This window comes from Burkholderia sp. Bp8994 (assembly GCF_003853805.1).
Classification (GTDB): Bacteria; Pseudomonadota; Gammaproteobacteria; order Burkholderiales; family Burkholderiaceae; genus Burkholderia.
On the sequence record NZ_QTQH01000018.1, the window covers coordinates 48,695 to 69,233 of the forward strand.

The window sequence follows — 20,539 nt, forward strand, 5'->3', positions numbered from 1 at the left end:
CGGCGAGGTCGTCGTCGCATCAGGTCGCGGTGCCGCGTCGATAGAGGCTGAGGGCGACCGCCAGCCCGGCCAGCATGCCGGCGCAGCCGCGATTGAGCCATTTCAGGGCTTTGCCGGACATGACCTTCATCGCGTGATAGCCACTTGCCGCGTAAATTCCCATCAACAGGACGTCGATCATGGCCGTCAGGATCGCCAGCGTTGCGTACTGGGCCGAGACGTTCGATTGGGGCTGGATGAACTGCGGCAGGAATGCCGAAAAGAACAGCAAGCCCTTTGGATTTGACAGTGCAACAAGCAGCGAGCGCTTGAATGCGGAGCGGCCGTCGCGTGCGCCGTCCGCTTGCACGGCGTCGGCCGACGGCAGGGACATAGGGGCACGCCAGAGCACCCAGGCGAGGTAGAGCAGGTACGCGGCGCCCGCCCACTTCAGCATGACGAACAGGTGTTCCGACGCTTGCATGAGTGCGCCGAGCCCACATCCGACCGCGCCGATCAGAATCAGGTCGGACAGCGCGGCGCCAGCGATGCCGTAAGCCGCGATGCGCATGCCGCGTGTGGCGCCGTTGTTCAGCGCCAGCAGCATCGTCGGGCCGGGCGTGACCGTGACGGCGGATACGGTGATGACATACAGCAAGAGTGTCGTCGAATTCACGTCGCGGCTCCTCGAGGGCAGAGGGTGCCAGTCTACGCGAGATCGAGGCGCCAGCCTGCCGGCGTCATTCGCCCATCGCGACGCCTTCCCGCCGCGGGTCGGCCCCGCCGAACCACACCGTCTGCCCCTGCACGTTCAGCCGCTGGATCCCCTGCAGTCCCGAATTCATCTCGACGACCCGCACGTCGTGCCCGCGCCCTTTCAACCCGTCGACGAGCGCGTCCGACACGCGGCCGCGTTCGAGCTGCGTCGGCCCGTTCATCGACCCGACGTTCGGCAGCGCGATCGCCTGCTGCATCGTCATCCCCCAGTCCATCACGCCGATCATCGTCTTCGCGACGTGGTTGATGATCGCGGGGCCGCCGGCCGAGCCGACGATCATCGTCACCTGCTTCGTCTTCTGGTCGAACACGAGCTCGGGCGACATCGACGAGCGCGGCCGCTTGCCTGGCTGCACGCGGTTCGCGACCGGCCGCCCGTTCTCGTTCGACACGAACGAGAAATCGGTCAACTGGTTGTTCAACATGAACCCGCGCACCATCAGCCGCGAACCGAACGCGTCCTCGACGCTGGTCGTCATCGACAGCGCCTGGCCGTAGCGGTCGACGATCGCGATGTCGGACGTCGACGGCAATTCGGGGCTGCGGTCGTCGGCCAGCGCGAGCGTCGCGCCCTGCGGCGTGCCGGCCTGCGCGACGCCCATGCTGGTGTCGCCGATCAGGCGCGCGCGCTGCGCGAGATAGGTCCGGTCGACGAGGCTCGCCCAGCTGCCGCCCGGCAGCGGCGCGAAATCCGGATCGGCGACGTAGCGCGCACGGTCCGCATACGCGAGGCGTCCCGCTTCGCTGAACAGGTGCGCGGCGAACGGCGTCGGCTCGTAGCCGACTTCGTTGCGCACCGGCTTCTGCGCGCCGATTTGCTGCCAGTCGGGCATCGCCTCGAGGATGCCGAGCATCTGCGCGATCGCGAGGCCGCCCGACGACGGCGGCGGCATCCCGCACACCACCGAGCGCCGGTAGTCGGTGCACAGCGGCGCCCGCACCTTCGCCTTGTAGCGCGCGAGATCCTGCAGCGACAGCAGGCCCGGATTGGTCGGGTGCTTGCGCACCTTCGTGACGATGTCGCGCGCGATCGCGCCGGTGTAGAACGCATTCGCGCCGCGATCGGCAACCTGGCGCAGCACGGTCGCGAGCGCGGGGTTTTTCAGCACCGTGCCGGCCCCCTTCGGCGTGCCGTCCTTGTTGTAGAAGTACGCACGCGCGGCCGGGTCGTTCATCAGGTACTTGTCGTTCGCGATCAGCATCGCGAGGCGCGGGCTGATCGTGAAGCCGTGCTCGGCGAGCCGGATCGCGGGCTGGAACAGCCGGCGCCACGGCAGCTTGCCGTGCGCGCGGTGCGCGGCGTCGAGCATCCGCAGCACGCCCGGCGTGCCGACCGAACGGCCGCCCACGACACCTTCGTAGAAGCCCATCGGCTGGCCGGTCGGGCCGTAGAACAGCCGGTCGGTCGCGGCGGCCGGCGCGGTCTCGCGGCCGTCGTACGCCTGCGTCGCACGGCCGTCGAAGTACAGCATGAACGCGCCGCCACCGAGCCCCGACGATTGCGGCTCGACGAGCGCGAGCACCATCTGCGTGGCGATCGCCGCGTCGATCGCGGTGCCGCCGGCCTTCAGCATCTCGTAGCCGGCCTGCGTGGCGAGCGGGTTCGCGGCCGCGATCATGAAGCGCTGCGAGGTCCAGCCCGGCTTGTCGGTCCAGCCGGACGCCAGTTCGGGCGCGTGAACGCCGGGCAGCGGCACCGCGGCGCCGGACGCGGCAGCGACCGGGACGACGGCGCCCGACGGCGCGGACGGCGCGGACGGCGATGTGCAGCCGGCGCCGAACGTGACGAGCGCGACGAGCGCGAGCGTGGCGACGAGCGTCCGGGGACGCGAATGCGGACGGATCCGGTCGAACATTGAAACCCTCGGCGACAGTGAATTCGAAGGAGGCGGCGTGTGCGCGGCACGCGCTCCGCACGGACGGCGCGCTATTGTCGCCGTGCGGCCGGCGGATTGTCATCCGACAGGAAACCCTGACGCATCCCGCCGGGCCCGCCCCGGCCGGCCTTTCCGGCCTGTTCGAGGATGAACTCTATGAACGTCGCGGTCGCACGCGTGTGGTGCCGGTTCGGCATGTAGAGCATGTACATGTGCGTGCCGAAGATGCTGAGACGATACGCGTCGAGCGACGTGACGACCGTGCCGCGCCGCATGTCGTCCTGCATCACGTAGTCGGGCACGATGCCGACGCCGATTCCGGCGAGGATCGCCTGGCGCAGGAACAGGAAGTTCTCCGAAATCAGCGTGGGCTCGAGCAGCACCTCGTGGCGCTCGTCGCCGAGGTACGCGGCGATCCGCAGCTGCCGCCCCAGCACCGTCGCGGTGACGACCGGCGCGGCGGCCAGCGCGCCGAGGCTCGCGGGCATGCCGTGCGCGGCCGCGAACGCGGGCGACGCGCACGCGACGTAGCGCACCGCGCCCATGTCGCGCGCGACGAGGTTCTGCGGCGGCTCGGACATCACGCGAATCGCGATGTCGACTTCGTCGCGCATCAGGTCCTCCACGCGATTCTCGAACACCACGTCGAGCACGATGCCCGGATGCAGCCGCTTGAACGCGAGCAGCCAGTCGGACATCACCATCTGCCCGTAGCCGCTCGGCACCGACAGCCGCACGCGGCCCTGCAGGTCCTGGCCGAGCGTCGTCACCGATTCCTGCGCGGCGAGCAGCTCGTTGCGGATGCGCCGGCCGTGCTCGTACAGCTTCAGCCCGATTTCGGTCGGCTCGATGCGGCGCGTCGTGCGGCGCACGAGCTGCTGGCCGATCGAGCGCTCGAGCTGGTTCAGCCGATAGCTGACGTTCGCGCGGCTCATCTTGAGCCGCTGCGCGGCCTTGCTCAGGTTGCCCGCGTCGAGGATCTCGACGAGCAGCGTCAGCGCGTTCAGGTCCATGCCCGGTGTCTCCTGATCCGTCCCGCTTAAGGACCCGAAGCGGTCCGAAAGCATTCAATGTCAAGCCAGACTTGACAGCTTGTAAAGCCGGGCGGGAATTGTCAATGAATCTCGATCAATCGAGAATCGAGTCATGCCCGGCACATGCGCCGGATCGTTTCCCGCCGCGCGGGATCGGGAAGCGGCGCCGCTCGCCGGCCTGGCGACCGGTCCCGCCCGCATGGCGCACCGCAATGGAGACACGATGAATTCAACCGCTTCCCCCGAACCCGCCCAGACCGGCGCCGTCACGCGCGAACGGCGCGACAAGGTGCTCGTCGTCACGATCGACCATCCGCCCGTCAACGCGCTGTCCGCCGATGTGCGGCGCGGCCTTGCCGACGCGCTCGACGCCGCGCAGGCCGACGCCGCGATCCGCGCGGTGCTGATCGTCGGCGCCGGCCGCAACTTCATCGCGGGCGCCGACATCCGCGAATTCGGCAAGCCGCCCGTGCCGCCGTCGCTGCCCGACGTCTGCGAGCGGATCGAGTCGAGTGCGAAGCCGGTCGTGGTGGCGCTGCACGGCGCGACGCTCGGCGGCGGCCTCGAAGTCGCGCTCGCCGCGCATTACCGGCTCGCGGTGCCCGGCGCGAAGCTCGGGTTGCCCGAAGTCACGCTCGGCCTGCTGCCCGGCGCGGGCGGCACGCAGCGCGCGCCGCGCCTGATCGGCGCCCAGGCCGCGCTCGACCTGATGCTGACGGGGCGTCACGCGAGCGCCGACGAAGCGCTCGCGCTCGGCCTCGTCGATCGCGTCGCGCACAGCGACGACACGCTCGCCGAAGGCCTCGCCTATGCGCAGGAACTCGTGTCGCTCGGCGCGCCGGCTCGGCGCACGCGCGATGCGCAGGGCCTCGCCGACCGCGCGGCCGCGCAGGCCGCGATCGACGCGGCGCGCGCCGAGTTGCCGAAGAAGTCGCGCGGCCTGTTCTCGCCGGCGAAGATCGTCGACGCGGTCGAGGCCGCGCTCACGCTGTCGTTCGACGCGGGGATGAAGCTCGAACGCAGCCTGTTCCTGCAGTGCCTCGACAGCCCGCAGCGCGCGGGCCTCGTGCACGCGTTCTTCGCGGAACGCGAGGCCGCGAAGGCGCCCGAGGCGCGCCGCGCGAGCGCGCGCCCGGTCGAGCGGATCGGCGTGGTCGGCGGCGGCACGATGGGCGCGGGCATCGCGGTCGCGGCACTCGACGCCGGGTTGCCGGTGACGATGATCGAACGCGACGAAGCGTCGCTCGCGCGCGGCCGCGCGCATGTCGAGAAGGTATACGACGGGCTCGTCGCGAAGGGGCGGATGACGCCGGCCGCGCACGCGGCGCGCCTCGCGCGCTTCAAGGGCAGCACGTCGTACGACGCGCTCGCGCAGGCCGACGTCGTGATCGAGGCGGTGTTCGAGGACATGGCCGTGAAAAAGGCAGTGTTCGCCGAGCTCGCGCGCGCGTGCAAGCCGGGCGCGATGCTCGCGACCAACACGTCGTATCTCGACATCGACGAGCTGGCCGCCGGCACCGACCGGCCGGCCGACGTGATCGGCCTGCATTTCTTCTCGCCGGCGAACGTGATGAAGCTGCTCGAGATCGTCGTGCCGGCGCGCGTCGCCGATGACGTCGTCGCGACCGCGTTCGCGCTGGCCAAACAGCTGAAAAAGACGCCGGTGCGCGCCGGCGTGTGCGACGGCTTCATCGGCAACCGGATCCTCGCCGTCTATCGCACCGCGGCCGACTACCTGATGGAGGACGGCGCATCGCCGTACCAGATCGATCGCGTAGTGCGCGAATTCGGCTTCCCGATGGGGCCGTTCCAGGTCGTCGACCTCGCGGGCGGCGACATCGGCTGGGCGACCCGCAAGCGCCGCGCGGCCACGCGCGACCCGCGCGCGCGCTACGTGGAGATTTCCGACCGGCTGTGCGAGCGCGGCTGGTTCGGCCAGAAGACGGGGCGCGGCTACTACCTGTATCCGGACGGCGCGCGCGTCGGCACGCCGGACCCCGAAGTCGAGGCAATCGTCGCCGACGAACGCGCGAAGAAGGGCATCGCACCGCGCACGTTCACCGACGACGAGATCCTGCGCCGCTACCTTGCCGCGATGATCAACGAAGGCGCGAACGTCGTGCACGAGAAGATCGCGCTGCGCCCGCTCGACGTCGACGCGGTGTTCCTGTACGGCTACGGCTTCCCGCGCCATCGCGGCGGCCCGATGCACTACGCGGACACGGTCGGCCTCGCGAACGTGCTCGCCGACATCCGCGCGTTCGCGCAGGAGGATCCGCTGTTCTGGAAACCGTCGCCGCTGCTCGTCGAGCTGGTCGGGCGCGGCGCGGATTTCGCGAGTCTGAACCGTATCGACTGAACGCCCACCGCATTCGCAACGGACCCACGATGGACCTCAATTTCACTCCCGAAGAGGAAGCGTTCCGCACCGAAGTGCAGCGCTTCCTCGCCGCCGAACTGCCCGCGCGCACCGCGCGCAAGGTGAAGGGCGGCCTGCACCTGACGCGCGACGACATGCGCGAATGGCACGCAATCCTGAACGCCCGCGGCTGGCTCGCGAGCCACTGGCCGCGCGAATACGGCGGCCCCGGCTGGAGCGTCGCGCAGAAGTTCCTGTTCGACAACGAATGCGCGCTCGCCGGTGCGCCGCGCATCGTGCCGTTCGGCGTCAACATGCTTGGGCCCGTGCTGATCAGGTACGGCAGCGAAGCGCAGCAGCGCCACTGGCTGCCGCGCATTCTCGACGGCACCGACTGGTGGTGCCAGGGCTATTCGGAGCCGGGCGCCGGTTCCGACCTCGCATCGGTGAAGACGAGCGCGGTGCGCGATGGCGATCACTACGTCGTGAACGGCCAGAAGACTTGGACCACGCTCGGCCACTACGCGAACATGATCTTCTGCCTCGTGCGCACCGCGACCGACGTGCGCAAGCAGGAGGGCATCAGCTTCCTGCTGATCGACATGAACACGCCGGGCGTCGAGGTGCGCCCGATCATCACGCTCGACGGCGAGCACGAAGTGAACGAAGTGTTCTTCACCGACGTGCGCGTGCCCGTGGCGAACCTCGTCGGCGAAGAAAACCGCGGCTGGACCTGCGCGAAATACCTGCTCACGTACGAGCGCACCAACATCGCCGGGATCGGCTTCTCGACGGCCGCGCTCGAGCGGCTGCGCGCGGTGGCCGCGAAGGTCACGAAGAACGGCCGGCCGCTCGCCGACGATCCGTTCTTCGCGGCGCGCATCGCGCGCGTCGAGATCGAACTCGAGAACATGCGCACGACCAACCTGCGCGTGCTCGCCGCGGTCGCGGGCGGCGGCGTGCCGGGCGCGGAAAGCTCGATGCTGAAGATCCGCGGCACGCAGATCCGCCAGGAGATCACCGCGCTGATGCGCCGCGCGATGGGGCCGTACGCGCAGCCGTTCGTCGACGCAGCGCTCGATGCCGATTACGACGGCGAGCCGGTCGGCCCGGATGAGGCCGCGAGCGCCGCGCAGCAGTACTTCAACAATCGCAAGCTGTCGATCTTCGGCGGCTCGAACGAGATCCAGAAGAACATCATCGCGAAGATGATGCTCGGGCTGTAACGAGGGACGCGACGATGGATTTCCAGCACACAGAAGACCGCCGGATGCTGGCGGACACGTTGAACCGCTTCATCGCCGAACGGTATGCGTTCCCGGTGCGCGACCGCATCGCGCAGTCGGTCGAAGGCTTCGATCGCGCGATGTGGCGGCGCTTCGCCGAACTCGGCGCGGTCGGCGCGCTGTTTGCCGAAGCCGACGGCGGCTTCGGCGGCGCGGGTTTCGACATCGCCGTGGTGTTCGAATGCCTCGGCCGCGGGCTCGTGGTCGAGCCGTTCCTCGGCACGCTGCTCGCGGGTCGCGCGCTGGCGCTGGCCGGCGGCGACGCGCATCGCGCGCGGCTGGCCGCGCTGATCGACGGCAGCGCGAGCGCCGCGTTCGCGCACGACGAGCCGGGCTCGCACTACGAACTGACGACCGTGCGCACGCGCGCCGAGCGTGCCGGCGACGGCTGGGTGCTGACGGGCGCGAAAGGCGTCGTCGACCAGGCCGCGCAGGCGGCGTTCTTCGTCGTCAGCGCGCGCGTGTCCGGTCAGGACGACGACGCGGCCGGCATCGGCCTGTTCGTCGTGCCGGCCGACGCGCCGGGCGTGTCGCTGCGGGACTACAAGAAGATCGACGGCGGCCGCGCGGCCGAGATGCGCTTCGAGCGCGTCGTGCTGCCGGGCGATGCGGCGCTCGGCGTGCCGGAAACGCAAGACGACGAAGCAGGCGCCGCATTGCTCGAACGCGTGCTCGGCTACGGGCTGCTCGCGCTGTCGGCGGAGGCGCTCGGCGCGATGGACGTCGCGAAGGAAGCGACGCTCGACTACCTGCGCACGCGCAAGCAGTTCGGCATGCCGATCGGCAGCTTCCAGGCGCTGCAGCACCGGATGGCCGACCTGCTGCTCGAAGTCGAGCAGGCGCGCTCGGCGGTGATCAACGCGGCCGCGCAGCTCGATGCGCCGCGCGCGGTGCGCGAACGCGCGCTCGCGGCGGCCAAGTACACCATCGGCCGGATCGGCACGCTGGTCGCCGAGGAGAGCATCCAGTTGCACGGCGGGATCGGGATGACGTGGGAGCTGCCGCTGTCGCATTACGCGAAGCGGCTCGTGATGATCGATCACCAGCTCGGCGACGAGGATCACCATCTCGCGCGCTACATCGCGCTGTCGAAACAATAAAGACGAACGACGCGAATGGAGGAGACAAGGATGACGAACGAATCGCGCGCGTTGCCCCTGGCCGGCGTGAAGGTGCTCGATTTCTCGCGCGTGCTGGCAGGCCCGTGGTGCGCGATGGTGCTTGCCGATTTCGGCGCGGAAGTGATCAAGGTCGAGCATCCGGCGCGCGGCGACGACACGCGCGACTGGGGCTTGCGGATCGGCGACACCGAAACGACCTACTTCAACAGCGTGAACCGAAGCAAGCGCTCGATCTGTCTCGACCTGCAGACCGACGAAGGGCGGCGGCTCGCGCGCGAGCTGGCCGCGCAGGCCGACGTGGTGCTGCACAACTTCAAGTTCGGCGGCGCGGAAAAACTCGGGCTCGGCTACGACGCGCTGGCCGCGCTCAATCCCCGGCTCGTGCATTGCGCGATTTCCGGCTACGACCGCTCGGGCCCGGAAGCCGCGCGGCCCGGCTACGACCTCGTCGTGCAGGGCGAGGCCGGGCTGATGGCGCTGAACGGCGAGGCCGGCCAGCCACCGCTGAAATTCGGTGTCGCGGCGGTCGACTTGTTCACCGGCATGTATTCGGCGCAGGCGGTCCTCGCCGCGCTGTACGAGCGTCATGCGACGGGGCGCGGGCGGCGCATCGAGATGGCGCTGTTCGACTGCGGGCTGATGATCACCGCGTACTACGGGCTCGATGCGCTGCTGATGGGCGAGGATCCGCCGCGCTACGGCAATGCGCATCCGTCGATCGTGCCGTATGGCGTGTTCGACGCGGCCGACGGCCCGCTCGTGATCACGGTCGGCAACAACACGCAGTTCGCGCGTTTCTGCGATGCGATCGAGCGGCCCGACCTCGCCGCGGACGAACGCTACAAGACCAATCTCGGCCGCTCGGAGAACCGCGCCGCGCTGCTGCCGGAGATTCGCGGCGAACTTGCGCGGCGGCCGCGCGCGACGCTGCTCGCGGCGCTCGCCGCCGGCGGCATTCCGTGCGGCGAAGTGCTCGGGCTGCACGAGGCGCTGACCTCCGAGCGCGCGACCCGGGCGGGGCTCGTCACGCGGCAGCCGCACCCGGTCGCGGGCGGCGTCGACGTGCTGGCGCCGCCGTATCGCTTCGACGGTGCGCGGCTGCCGGTGCGCGGCGCGCCGCCGGTGCTCGGCGCGGATACGGAAGACGTGCTCGGCGGCTGGCTCGGGATGTCGGCGGACGAGGTCGCGCGACTGCGCGCGGATCGCGTCGTGTAACGCATTGACGTGCCGCCACGGCGCGGGCGGATCGATGGGCGCGCCGGCCATCCACAAGACACTTCTCGCGAAACGACGAGGAGACATTGGAGACACCATGGAGCTTTCCGTCATCGAATCGGTCACGGCGCGCCGTGACTACCAGCAGCTCGTGCGCGCACGGCGCCGCTTCAGCTTCACGCTCACGGCACTGATGATCGCCACGTACTACGGCTTCATCCTGCTCGTCGCGCTCGCGCCGCACGTGCTTGCGGCGCCGCTGTACCGCGGCGCGACGACCACGGTCGGGATCGCCGCGGGCGTCGCGATCATCCTGGTCGCGATCGGGCTGACCGCGTGCTACGTGCTGCGCGCGAACCGTGCGTTCGACCGCCGCGTCGACGCGATCCTGCAGCGTTCGTGACGGAGGCCGACATGCGACGCACTTCGAGCGCGCTCGGCGCGCTGGCCGTTCTCGTTTCCTCCACCGCGCACGCGACCGGCGTCGCGGGCCCGATGCCCGACAAGGTCGAGCTGAACCCGGTGGCGATCGCGATGTTCTTCGCGTTCGTGTTCGCGACGCTCGCGCTCACGCGCTGGGCCGCGCGCCGCACGCGTTCGACGCGCGACTTCTACACGGCCGGCGGCGGTATCACCGGGCTGCAGAACGGGCTCGCGATCGCGGGCGACTACATGTCGGCCGCGTCGTTCCTCGGGCTCTCCGGGATGGTGTTCATGTTCGGCTTCGACGGGCTGATCTACTCGATCGGCTTCCTGGTCGGCTGGCCGTTCGTGATGTTCCTGATCGCCGAGCCGCTGCGCAATCTCGGCAAGTTCACGTTCGTCGACGTGGTCGCGTACCGCTTCGCACAGCGGCCGATCCGGCTCCTGACGTCCGCGAACGCGCTGACGATCGTCGTGCTGTACCTGGTCGTGCAGATGGTCGGCGCGGGCAAGCTGATCCAGCTGCTGTTCGGGCTATCGTACGGCACGGCCGAGCTGATCGTCGGCGTGCTGATGGTCGTCTACGTGTTCTTCGGCGGGATGACCGCGACCACCTGGGTGCAGGTGATCAAGGCCGTGCTGCTGCTGTGCGGCGCGACGCTGCTCGTCCTGCTCGCGCTCGCCGAATTCGGCTTCAGCGTCGATGAGATGTTCCGTCGCGCGGTGGCCGTGCATCCGGGCGCGCTGTCGATCATGGGGCCCGGCAAGCTGATCCGCGATCCGGCCAACGCGCTGTCGCTCGGCATCGCGCTGATGTTCGGCACGGCCGGCTTCCCGCACATCCTGATGCGCTTCTTCACGGTGCCGAACGCGAAGGAAGCGCGCAAGTCGGTGCTCTACGCGACCGGCTTCATCGGCTATTTCTATCTGCTGACGTTTGTGATCGGTTTCTCGGCGATCGTGCTGCTCGCGCAGCATCCGGAATTCTTCCGGCTCGGCGCGAACGGCACGTTCAACCTGACGCACGACCTGCTCGGCGGCTCGAACATGGTCGCGGTGAAGCTCGCGCAGGCGGTCGGCGGCAACTGGTTCTACGGCTTCATCGCGGCCGTCACGTTCGCGACGATCCTCGCGGTGGTCGCCGGGCTGACGCTCGCCGGCGCGACCACGATCTCGCACGACCTGTATGCGCAGATGTGGGCGCGCGGCAAGCCCGACGAGCGGCTGGAAATGCGCATCTCGCGCGCGGCGACGATCGGCTTGTCCGCGGTCGCGATCGCGCTGTCGATCCTGTTCGAGCACGTCAACGTCGCGTTCATGGTCGGCCTCGTCGCGGCGGTGGCCGCCAGCGCCAATTTCCCGGTGCTCGCGATGTCGATCTTCTGGCGCGGGATGACGACGCGCGGCGCGGTGCTCGGCGGCGGCCTCGGCCTCGCGTCGGCGGTGGCGCTGACGGTGCTGTCGAAGTCGGTGTGGGTCGACGTGCTGCACCACGCGCACGCGCCGGTGTTTCTCGACAACCCGGCGCTCGTGTCGGTGCCGCTCGCGTTCGTCGGGATCGTCGTCGGCTCGTTCGCGGACCGCGGCGAGCGCGCGCGTCGCGAGCGCGACGCGTTCGCGCAGCAGGAGTTCTATGCGCAGACGGGCGTGCTGGCCGGTGAAGCCGTGCAGCATTGATTCGTCATATGAAACAATCGCTCCGTCCGGATCGCCGGACGGATATTTTCCGGAAATCCGGAATCCCGGATTTCCTTGCCTGCCGCATTATGAGAAATACAATGAAAACAACGGCTTGAGGGGCTCCGGAAACCTGGCATCGACCTTGCGATATAAAGCGCACGGCCATCCCCCGGCCGAACTACTACAGCAAGCAAGGAGACAACCGATGACCAATGCCTTCCTCCCCCTCCGGATGTCCTGAGGCATCGCTTGTTGCGGCACGGCAGCCGCGCGGGCGAATGCCTCCTCCCCTGAGACATTCGCCTGCGCGCGTGACGCCGTTTCCACCGGCTCATCATCTACTTCAGCAGGAACCATCGTGAAGAAGAAACCCTTCTACAAAGTGCTCTATGTGCAGGTGATCTTCGCCATCATCGTCGGCGTGATCCTCGGCCACTTCTATCCGTCGCTCGCCACCGAGATGAAACCGCTCGGCGACGGCTTCATCAAGCTGATCAAGATGGTGATCGGACCGATCATCTTCTGTACGGTCGTCACCGGCATCGCCGGCATGGAGGACATGAAGAAGGTCGGCCGCGTCGGCGGCAAGGCGCTGCTGTACTTCGAGATCGTGTCGACCTTCGCGCTGCTGCTCGGCCTCGCGGCCACGCACATCCTGCGTCCCGGCGTCGGCTTCAACATCGATCCGGCGACGCTGAACGGCAAGGAAGTCGCGTCGTACGCGGCGAAGGCGCACGGGCAGTCGACGGTCGACTTCCTGATGCACATCATCCCGAACACGATGGTCGACGCGTTCGCGCAGGGTGAAATCCTGCAGATCCTGCTGATCGCGCTGCTGTTCGGCAGCGTGCTCGCGCACCTCGGCGAACGAGGCAAGGTCGTGACCGACTTCATCGACGGCCTCACGCGCGTGCTGTTCGGCATCGTGCACATCGTCACGAAGCTGGCGCCGATCGGCGCGTTCGGCGCGATGGCGTTCACGATCGGCAAGTACGGCGTCGGCTCGCTGGTGCCGCTGCTCAAGCTGATCGGCACGTTCTACCTGACGTCGGTCGTGTTCGTGCTGGTCGTGCTCGGCGCGATCGCGCGCTTCACGGGCTTCTCGATCATCCGCTTCGTGTCGTACATCAAGGAAGAGCTGCTGATCGTGCTCGGCACGAGCTCGTCGGAAGCCGCGCTGCCGCAACTGATGGAAAAGCTCGAGAAGGCCGGCTGCTCGCGTTCGGTCGTCGGCCTCGTCGTGCCGACCGGCTATTCGTTCAACCTCGACGGCACCAACATCTACATGACGATGGCCGTGCTGTTCATCGCGCAGGCGACGAACATCGAACTGACGTGGATGCAGCAGCTCACGCTGCTCGCGGTCGCGATGCTGACGTCGAAGGGCGCGAGCGGCGTCACGGGCGCGGGCTTCATCACGCTCGCCGCGACGCTCGCCGTCGTGCCGACGATCCCGCTGTCGGGCATGGTGCTGATCCTCGGCATCGACCGCTTCATGAGCGAATGCCGCGCGCTGACCAACATCGTCGGCAATGGCGTCGCGACGGTCGTCGTGTCGGCCTGGGAGAAGGAACTCGACCGCAACAAGCTGCGCCAGGCGCTGAAGGGCGGCGGCGAGGTCACGCCGACCGAGACGGCCGGCGTCTGACGTCATGAAGGAGCAGGCGGCGGCACCGCCCGCGGGCGGTGCGCCGCGCGGCGGCCGGGGCAGCGACGAGGCGCCCTATGACACAATAGGCGATCCGCATCGCCAGGAAGTCACGTCCGTGAAGCGCCGCCTGCTCATCCTCGTCGTGCTTGCCGCCGCGCTCGCGGCGGCGTGCGCGCTGACGTGGACCATCACGTGGCAGCGCGGCGTCGCCGAGCTGCAGCGCAACGCTGCGGTGCGGGTCGACCGCACCACCAACGCGCTCAAGAGCACGCTCGACCGCTACGAATCGCTGCCTTATCTGCTCGGCAGCCATCCGTACGTGCTGGACCTGCTCGCCGAGCCGAAGCGCGCCGATTTCACCGCGCGCGCGAACCGCTATCTCGAAGACCTCAACGAACACGCGCACGCAACCGTCACCTACGTGATCGGCGCGGACGGCCTGTGCGTCGCCGCCAGCAACTGGCGCGCGCCGGACAGCTTCGTCGGGACCGGCTACCAGTTTCGTCCATATTTCATCGACGCGATGAACGGCCGGGTCGGCCGCTTCTTCGCGATCGGCACGATCTCCCGCGACCCCGGCTACTACATCTCGCAGCCGGTGTGGCGCGACGGCAGGATCGCGGGCGTCGTCGTCGTGAAGCTCAATCTCGAATGGTTCCAGGGCGCCGACGCGTCCGAGCCGCTCGTCGTCGCGGACGATCACGGCGTCGTGTTCCTGTCGTCCGTGCCCGCCTGGAAGTACCACACGCTGCATCCGCTGACGGGGCCCGTCGCCGCGTCGATCTACGAGACGCGCCAGTACGCGCAGCAGCCCGTCACGCCGCTGCCGCTGCGCGTCGAGCAGGTGCTCGGCGCCGATGCGGAGATCGTGCGCCTCGGTGCGGCCGGCGTAGGCCCCGGCCTGCGCGCGCCGCGTTTCCTCGCCAGCAAGCGGCGGATCGGCGAGCCCGACTGGCTGCTCGTCACGCTCGCGCCGATCGCGCCCATCGACGCCGACGCGCGCAACGCGACGATCGTCACGGGCTTCGGCTTCGTGTCGGTCGCGTTGCTCGCGTTCTACTGGCGCATGCGCCGCGCGCGCGTGCGCGAGATGATCCGCGGCCGCGCGCTGCTGCAGCAGGCGTATGCGGAGCTGAACCGGCGCGTCGAGGAACGCACGGCCGACCTGTCGGAAGCGAACGAGCAATTGCAGAAGGAAGTCGGCGACCGGATCCGCGCGGAGCAGGAATTGCGCGCCGCGCACGACGAACTGATCCAGGCGAGCAAGCTCGCCGCGCTCGGCCAGATGGCGGCCGGCATCACGCATGAACTGAACCAGCCGCTCGCGGCGTTGCGCAGCTTCTCGGACAACACGCGCGTGCTGCTCGATCGCGGCGAGCAGGCGGCCGCGCGCGAGAACCTCGAGGCGATCGCCGCGCTGACCGAGCGGATGGGCAAGATCACCAACCAGCTGAAGCTGTTCGTCGGCCGCGCGAAGCCGCGCAACGAACAGGCGCTCGTCGTGCGCGCGCTGCGCAGCGTGCTGTCGCTGCTCGGCGACCGGCTGCGCGGCGTCGCGCTCACGCTGACGCTGCAGGATGCGACGGTGTCGCCCGCGCAGGATGCGCCGCTCGACCTGGCGCGCGACTATCCGGAACTCGTCGCCCGCTGCGAGGACCTGCGCCTCGAGCAGGTGCTGATCAACCTGCTCGGCAACGCGCTCGACGCGGTCGCGGGCGTCGCCGCGCCGGCGATCGAAGTGACGATCGCGGTGTCGGTCGCGACGCTCGCGGTCGAGGTGCGCGACAACGGCTCCGGCATCGCGCCCGAGCTGCTGCCGCGACTGTTCGAACCGTTCTTCACGACCAAGGAAATGGGGCGCGGGCTCGGGCTCGGGCTCGCGATCTCGTCGTCGATCGCGAGCGACGCGGGCGGCGCGCTGACCGCGCGCAATGCGCCGTCCGGCGGCGCGCTGTTCGTCTTGACGCTGCGGCGCGCGCGCACGCATCATCCGGACGCCGTGTCCGAGCCGGCGGGCTCGCGCTAGGCACCGCACGACCGCATCAACGAGAGCCGCGCGCACCACCGCCGCGCGGTCTGTCAGGAGCAAGTGACTACGATGGCCAACCGGCTGCAAGTGATCTATATCGAAGACGATGCGCTCGTTCGCCGGGCGAGCGTGCAGAGCCTCCAGCTCGCCGGGTTCGACGTCGTCGGGTTCGAATCGGCCGAGGCGGCCGACAAGGCGATCGTCGCGGAAACCGCGGGCGCGATCGTCAGCGACATCCGGCTGCCCGGCGCAAGCGGGCTCGACCTGCTCGCGCAGTGCCGCGAGCGCGTACCCGACGTGCCCGTGATCCTCGTCACCGGCCACGGCGACATCTCGATGGCCGTGCAGGCGATGCGCGACGGCGCGTACGACTTCATCGAAAAGCCGTTCGCGGCCGAGCGGCTGATCGAGACGGTCCGCCGCGCGCTCGAGCGGCGCGAGCTCGTGCTCGAGAACCATGCGCTGCGGCGCGAGCTGGCCGGCCAGAACATCGTCGCGCCGCGCATCATCGGCCGCAGTCCGGCGATCGAACAGGTGCGCAAGCTGATCGCGAATGTCGCGCCCACCGACGCATCGGTGCTGATCAACGGCGACACGGGCGCCGGCAAGGAACTGATCGCGCGCAGCCTGCACGAGCTGTCGCCGCGCCGCGACAAGCCGTTCATCGCGGTGAACTGCGGCGCGCTGCCCGAGCCGATGTTCGAGTCGGAGATGTTCGGCTACGAGCCCGGCGCGTTCACCGGCGCCGCGAAGCGCCGCGTCGGCAAGCTCGAATATGCGTCCGGCGGCACGCTGTTCCTCGACGAAATCGAAAGCATGCCGCTCGCGCTGCAGGTGAAGCTCCTGCGCGTGCTGCAGGACGGCGTGCTCGAGCGGCTCGGCTCGAATCAGCCGATCCGCGTGAACTGCCGCGTCGTCGCGGCCGCGAAAGGCGACATGAGCGAACTCGTCGCGGCCGGCACGTTCCGGCGCGACCTGCTGTACCGGCTCAACGTCGTGACGATCGCGCTGCCGCCGCTCGCCGAGCGCCGCGAGGACATCGTGCCGCTGTTCGAGCACTTCATGCTCGACGCGGCCGTGCGCTACGGGCGGCCGGCCCCCGTGCTGACCGACCGGCAGCGCGCGAGCCTGATGCAGCGCGACTGGCCCGGCAACGTGCGCGAGCTGCGCAACGCGGCCGACCGCTTCGTGCTCGGCGTCGCCGACATGCCGCAGGAAGCCGGTGCGAGCGGCGACGATGCCGAGAGCGACCAGACGCTGAAGGAGCGCATCGAGCAGTTCGAGCGCGCGGTGATCGCCGAGGCGCTGAACCAGACGGGCGGTGCGGTCGCCGCGACGGCCGACCGGCTGCATGTCGGCAAGGCGACGCTGTACGAGAAGATGAAGCGCTACGGGCTGTCGGCGAAAGGCGAAACCGAGCGCTGAAAAAGAGACGGACCGCGGAACCGGGCTGGCCGGTCGTGCGATCCGTCATGTGGAGCAGGGCGCGGCGGGCGGCCCTGCGCGTCGTGTCGTGCGGAGGCGGCGCTCAGGCCGCGTTGCCGTCGAGCGCCTTCTTGAGCAGCGCGTCGAGTTCCGCGAATTGCGGGGCGCCGACGTAGCGCTTCAGGATCTTGCCGTCCTTGTCGACGACGAAGGTTGTCGGCGTAAGCTGCACGTTGCCGAACTGCTTCGCGACGCTGCCGTCGTCGAGTGCGACCTTGAACGGCAGCTGGCGCGTCTGCGCATAGTTCGCGACGTACATCGGCGGATCGTAGTTCATCGCGACCGCGACGAACTCCAGCCCCTGACCCTTGAAGCGATTGTAGGTATCGACCATCTGCGGCATTTCCTGCATGCAGGTCGCGCAGCTCGTCGCCCAGAAGTTCACGAGGTAGACCTTGCCCTTCAGGTCGCCGGCCGTCGACACCTTCTGACCGGACAGCAGCGTGAACGTGGCGTCCGGCACGGTGGACTTGCCGTTGAACGCGAAGAAGCCGGCAACGGCGATGGCCGCGACGACGACGGCCGCGACGATATAGCGGGCGGGGCCGGTGCGGCGCTGGGCGGGAGGCGTGGTGTTCATCTGCGGTGCTCTCGGAGTCGGTCGATGACGCGGATCGATGCAAAGGACGTCGAAATTCGGCGATTATTTTAGCGCGAATGCGGCGCACGCACCGGCGGCCGCCACACATCCCGGGTGTCGGCTTCGTCGGATAATGGGCCTTTTGCCTGTCCCCATCACTGCCATGCCGAAGGAAGTCATCGATTCGTTGTGCCCCCTTTTTCGTCCGCTGCGACACTTCGCCGCGCTCGCGTGCGTGAGCGCGGCGCTGGCCGCGTGCTCGCCGTCATATGACTGGCGTACGCTGCACAACGACGCCGGCTACACGATCGACCTGCCGGCGAAGCCGACCGTCGAGAACCAGCCGGTGGCGGTCGGCGGCGCGTCGATGCCGATGCGGATGCAGGCCGCGCACGTCGACGGCGCGGTGTTCGCGGTCGGCACGCTGACGCTGCCCGACGACCGCGACGACACGCGCCGCGCGGCGCTCGAGTTCCTGCGTTCCGGGCTGTCGCGCAATCTCGAAGGCGTGCCGCAGACGGCCTCGGTGCCGGTGCCGCTCGCGGCCGGCGGCGCGGTGAACGGGCTCGAGCTGCGCATCGCGGGTGCGGCGAGCGGCGGCGACCGCTCGCGCAAGACGATCGTCGCGCGGCTCGTGGCGCGCGGCCGGCACGCGTACCAGGCCGTTGCGATCGCCGACGGGCCGCTCGCGCAGGAGCAACTGGACCAGTTTTTCGGCTCGTTCAAGCTCGACTGAACAGCGGCCGGCGAGGGCGCTCAGACACTTCATGACAATTGAAAGTTCATTCGCAGCTTTCGACGCTAATCGCCGGATTTTGCGGGGATTTTTCGGCTATCCACAGCGCATGTGGATAACTTTGTTGAAAAGTTGACCGAATCGCCCGCAAAGCCGCGCCGGACGGCCTTCCGGCGCATTTGACGGTTGGCCATTCATTTCGGAAAAATCAATAAAAACAAAGGGATACGAATCTCGCGACGAAGAGGTGCCCGCGCCGGGTGATCAGGGGCCGGATTCGTGAAATTGTGCATAAGTCAAGTCTTGACAGTCATATTTTGTCCTCCGCGAGCATTCACAGCGCCGTGAGCGCACGCCGGTAGCGGATCGCCTCGGCGATCTGCGCGGCCGTCGGCAATGGGTCACCGGCCAGGTCGGCGATCGTCCGTGCGACCTTCAACACGCGGAAATACGCGCGTGCCGACCAGCCGAAGCGCTCGCCGGCCTCGCGCAGCAGCCGCTCACCATCGTCGGTCGGCCGAGACAGGTCGTCGGTCTCGCGCCCGCTCAGCATGTGATTGGTCTTGCCCTGCCGGTCGAGCTGCAGCGCACGCGCCCGGGCGACCCGCGCGGCGACCGCGGTGCTCGGCTCGCCGGGCGCCGTCGCGCGCGACGCGAGTTCGGCCGGCGATAGCGCGGGCAGGTCGATCTGGATGTCGATGCGGTCGAGCAACGGCCCCGACAGCTTGCGCAGATAGCGCGTGGCGAGCTCCGGGGTGCAGCGGCAGCGCCCGGACGGATCGCCGTGCCAGCCGCACGGGCACGGATTCATCGCGGCGATCAGCTGGCACGCGGCGGGGAAGTCGGCCTGCTGCGCCGCGCGCGAGATCGTGATGCGGCCGACTTCCAGCGGCTCGCGCAGCATCTCCAGCACGTGCCGGTCGAATTCGGGCAACTCGTCGAGAAACAGTACGCCGAGGTGCGCGAGCGTGATCTCGCCCGGCTGCGGCGGGTTGCGGCCGCCAACCAGCGCGGCGGCGCTCGACGAGTGGTGCGGCGCGCGGAACGGGCGCCGCCGCCAGTGCGCGGGCGAGAAGCCGATGCGGCTCGCGGAAAGGAGCGCGGCCGACGCCAGCGCCTCGTCGTCGGTCAGCGGCGGCAGGAGGCCGGGCAGGCGCGCGGCGAGCATCGACTTGCCGGCGCCGGGCGGCCCGATCATCAGCATGTGGTGCCCGCCCGCGGCGGCGACTTCGAGCGCGCGCCGGGCGCCGCGCTGGCCGACGACGTCCGCGAGATCGGGGGCGGCAGGCGCCGGCACGCCGTCGAGGCCGGGCGCCTCGACCGGCGCGAGCCGGGCATCCGGCGCACCGGCCAGGTGCGCGCACAGCGCGGGCAGGTCGGGCGCGCCGAACACGGTGACACCCGGCACCAGCGCGGCCTCGGCCGCGCTGTCGAGCGGCAGGTACAGCTCGGGCGGACGGGCTGCGGCCGCCGGCCCGCACGGCGCGACGGCCGCGGCGCGAGACCCGAAGCCCGCGCCGGTCCCCGCGGCGGCGGGCCCGAAGCCGGATCCGGTCTCCGTGGCGCAGGACTCGAAGCCCGCTCCAGTCGCCGCGGCGCGCCAGTCCCGTGCCGCGCCGCACGCCATCGCGAACGCGCCCCGCATCGGCCGCAGCGCGCCGGTCAGCGACAGTTCGCCCGCGAATTCGCGGCCGGCCAGCGCGTCGGCCGGGAGCTGGCCGTTCGCGGCGAGGATGCCGAGCGCGATCGGCAGGTCGAAGCGGCCGGACTCCTTCGGCAGGTCGGCCGGCGCGAGATTGACGGTGATGCGCCTGACGGGGAAGTCGAATCCGCAGTTCTGCAGCGCGGCGCGCACGCGCTCGCGGCTTTCGCGGACTTCGAGATCGGGCAGGCCGACGATCGAGAACGACGGCAATCCGTTGGCAAGATGGACTTCGACGGTGACGTCCGGCGCGCGGCCGGCCGCCGGCGCGCGACTGCGCACCACGGCGAGCGACATGGCGAGGCTCCTTTAAATGAATCGGACGGGCAGCGGCCATTCGGGCCGCATGCCTCGGGAATCGGAGGAATCGGTGCGCGCTTGCCGGCGTGGCGCGGAAAAGAACGAGGAACGACGAACAGCGAAGCGCTACAAACAGCGAAGAGCGAAGAGCGAAGAGCGAAGAGCGAAGAGCGAAGAGCGAAGAGCGAAGAACAGCGAAGAGCGGGAATTGCGAGGAACGACGGAACGACTGACCGGCCGACTTCGGATGTCAGGCGCGGGCCGCACGAGGCGGCCCGCGCCCGGACCTGTCGGTCGGGTTGGGC

The 20,539-nt window shown here is 69.3% G+C and carries 15 protein-coding genes; 10 read left to right on the forward strand and 5 right to left on the reverse strand.

Annotated elements, in window-relative coordinates:
* Positions 1 to 19 precede the first annotated feature (19 nt).
* The 3 genes from DIE04_RS20455 to DIE04_RS20465 all read right to left on the reverse strand — a co-directional run bounded on the left by DIE04_RS20455 (position 20) and on the right by DIE04_RS20465 (position 3,646).
* Positions 20 to 655 (reverse strand): LysE family translocator, encoded by a 636-nt coding sequence (locus tag DIE04_RS20455; protein ID WP_124520685.1) that lies wholly within the window; start codon positions 653 to 655, stop codon positions 20 to 22.
* A gap of 64 nt (positions 656 to 719) precedes the next feature.
* Entirely contained in the window at positions 720 to 2,612 is a 1,893-nt protein-coding gene (ggt, locus tag DIE04_RS20460) for a gamma-glutamyltransferase (protein ID WP_124520687.1), read from the reverse strand.
* 71 nt (positions 2,613 to 2,683) lie between these two features.
* Entirely contained in the window at positions 2,684 to 3,646 is a 963-nt protein-coding gene (locus tag DIE04_RS20465; protein ID WP_124486547.1) for a LysR family transcriptional regulator, read from the reverse strand.
* A 244-nt stretch (positions 3,647 to 3,890) separates the two neighbouring features.
* Here DIE04_RS20465 and DIE04_RS20470 point away from each other — a divergent pair, with 244 nt between their 5' ends.
* The 9 genes from DIE04_RS20470 to DIE04_RS20510 all read left to right on the forward strand — a co-directional run bounded on the left by DIE04_RS20470 (position 3,891) and on the right by DIE04_RS20510 (position 16,856).
* Positions 3,891 to 6,026, forward strand: a complete 2,136-nt coding sequence (locus tag DIE04_RS20470; RefSeq protein ID WP_124520689.1) for a 3-hydroxyacyl-CoA dehydrogenase NAD-binding domain-containing protein — start codon at positions 3,891 to 3,893, stop codon at positions 6,024 to 6,026.
* Between the two features lie 29 nt (positions 6,027 to 6,055).
* The gene (locus DIE04_RS20475; protein ID WP_124520691.1) at positions 6,056 to 7,252 is read left to right on the forward strand and encodes an acyl-CoA dehydrogenase family protein; all 1,197 of its coding nucleotides are present in this window, start codon (positions 6,056 to 6,058) and stop codon (positions 7,250 to 7,252) included.
* Positions 7,253 to 7,266: 14 nt separating this feature from the next.
* Positions 7,267 to 8,412, forward strand: coding sequence for an acyl-CoA dehydrogenase family protein (locus tag DIE04_RS20480; protein WP_124520693.1), 1,146 nt, complete (start codon positions 7,267 to 7,269; stop codon positions 8,410 to 8,412).
* Positions 8,413 to 8,442: 30 nt separating this feature from the next.
* On the forward strand, positions 8,443 to 9,648 hold the full coding sequence (locus DIE04_RS20485) for a CaiB/BaiF CoA-transferase family protein (RefSeq protein WP_124520695.1): 1,206 nt from the start codon (positions 8,443 to 8,445) through the stop codon (positions 9,646 to 9,648).
* 97 nt (positions 9,649 to 9,745) lie between these two features.
* On the forward strand, positions 9,746 to 10,051 hold the full coding sequence (locus DIE04_RS20490; protein WP_014895931.1) for a DUF485 domain-containing protein: 306 nt from the start codon (positions 9,746 to 9,748) through the stop codon (positions 10,049 to 10,051).
* Positions 10,052 to 10,062: 11 nt separating this feature from the next.
* Positions 10,063 to 11,748: a cation acetate symporter gene (locus tag DIE04_RS20495; RefSeq protein ID WP_124520697.1), complete on the forward strand. Its 1,686-nt coding sequence runs from the start codon at positions 10,063 to 10,065 to the stop codon at positions 11,746 to 11,748.
* A gap of 361 nt (positions 11,749 to 12,109) precedes the next feature.
* Positions 12,110 to 13,399, forward strand: coding sequence for a dicarboxylate/amino acid:cation symporter (locus DIE04_RS20500; protein WP_044846742.1), 1,290 nt, complete (start codon positions 12,110 to 12,112; stop codon positions 13,397 to 13,399).
* A gap of 4 nt (positions 13,400 to 13,403) precedes the next feature.
* Positions 13,404 to 15,428 carry an ATP-binding protein gene (locus DIE04_RS20505; RefSeq protein WP_124486543.1) on the forward strand — a complete coding sequence of 675 codons (2,025 nt, stop codon included), beginning with the start codon at positions 13,404 to 13,406 and terminating at the stop codon, positions 15,426 to 15,428.
* A gap of 72 nt (positions 15,429 to 15,500) precedes the next feature.
* The gene (locus DIE04_RS20510) at positions 15,501 to 16,856 is read left to right on the forward strand and encodes a sigma-54 dependent transcriptional regulator (RefSeq protein ID WP_044846740.1); all 1,356 of its coding nucleotides are present in this window, start codon (positions 15,501 to 15,503) and stop codon (positions 16,854 to 16,856) included.
* A 103-nt stretch (positions 16,857 to 16,959) separates the two neighbouring features.
* Here the strand turns inward: DIE04_RS20510 and DIE04_RS20515 are convergent, their stop codons facing one another.
* Complete coding sequence (locus DIE04_RS20515) at positions 16,960 to 17,496, reverse strand: peroxiredoxin (RefSeq protein ID WP_044846739.1); 537 nt, start codon at positions 17,494 to 17,496, stop codon at positions 16,960 to 16,962.
* A gap of 163 nt (positions 17,497 to 17,659) precedes the next feature.
* Between DIE04_RS20515 and DIE04_RS20520 the strand changes: the two genes are divergently transcribed.
* The gene (locus tag DIE04_RS20520) at positions 17,660 to 18,232 is read left to right on the forward strand and encodes a hypothetical protein (RefSeq protein ID WP_124520699.1); all 573 of its coding nucleotides are present in this window, start codon (positions 17,660 to 17,662) and stop codon (positions 18,230 to 18,232) included.
* A 334-nt stretch (positions 18,233 to 18,566) separates the two neighbouring features.
* Here DIE04_RS20520 and DIE04_RS20525 read toward each other — a convergent pair whose 3' ends face one another.
* Positions 18,567 to 20,231, reverse strand: coding sequence for a YifB family Mg chelatase-like AAA ATPase (locus tag DIE04_RS20525; RefSeq protein ID WP_124520702.1), 1,665 nt, complete (start codon positions 20,229 to 20,231; stop codon positions 18,567 to 18,569).
* Positions 20,232 to 20,539 lie beyond the last annotated feature (308 nt).

Coding starts and splice junctions, on each gene's coding strand:
- ggt (WP_124520687.1), bottom strand. CDS start 2,612: ATGTTCGACCGGATCCGTCCGCATTCGCGTCCCCGGACGCTCGTCGCC.
- DIE04_RS20465 (WP_124486547.1), bottom strand. CDS start 3,646: ATGGACCTGAACGCGCTGACGCTGCTCGTCGAGATCCTCGACGCGGGC.
- DIE04_RS20470 (WP_124520689.1), top strand. CDS start 3,891: ATGAATTCAACCGCTTCCCCCGAACCCGCCCAGACCGGCGCCGTCACG.
- DIE04_RS20475 (WP_124520691.1), top strand. CDS start 6,056: ATGGACCTCAATTTCACTCCCGAAGAGGAAGCGTTCCGCACCGAAGTG.
- DIE04_RS20480 (WP_124520693.1), top strand. CDS start 7,267: ATGGATTTCCAGCACACAGAAGACCGCCGGATGCTGGCGGACACGTTG.
- DIE04_RS20485 (WP_124520695.1), top strand. CDS start 8,443: ATGACGAACGAATCGCGCGCGTTGCCCCTGGCCGGCGTGAAGGTGCTC.
- DIE04_RS20490 (WP_014895931.1), top strand. CDS start 9,746: ATGGAGCTTTCCGTCATCGAATCGGTCACGGCGCGCCGTGACTACCAG.
- DIE04_RS20495 (WP_124520697.1), top strand. CDS start 10,063: ATGCGACGCACTTCGAGCGCGCTCGGCGCGCTGGCCGTTCTCGTTTCC.
- DIE04_RS20505 (WP_124486543.1), top strand. CDS start 13,404: ATGAAGGAGCAGGCGGCGGCACCGCCCGCGGGCGGTGCGCCGCGCGGC.
- DIE04_RS20510 (WP_044846740.1), top strand. CDS start 15,501: ATGGCCAACCGGCTGCAAGTGATCTATATCGAAGACGATGCGCTCGTT.
- DIE04_RS20515 (WP_044846739.1), bottom strand. CDS start 17,496: ATGAACACCACGCCTCCCGCCCAGCGCCGCACCGGCCCCGCCCGCTAT.
- DIE04_RS20520 (WP_124520699.1), top strand. CDS start 17,660: ATGCCGAAGGAAGTCATCGATTCGTTGTGCCCCCTTTTTCGTCCGCTG.
- DIE04_RS20525 (WP_124520702.1), bottom strand. CDS start 20,231: ATGTCGCTCGCCGTGGTGCGCAGTCGCGCGCCGGCGGCCGGCCGCGCG.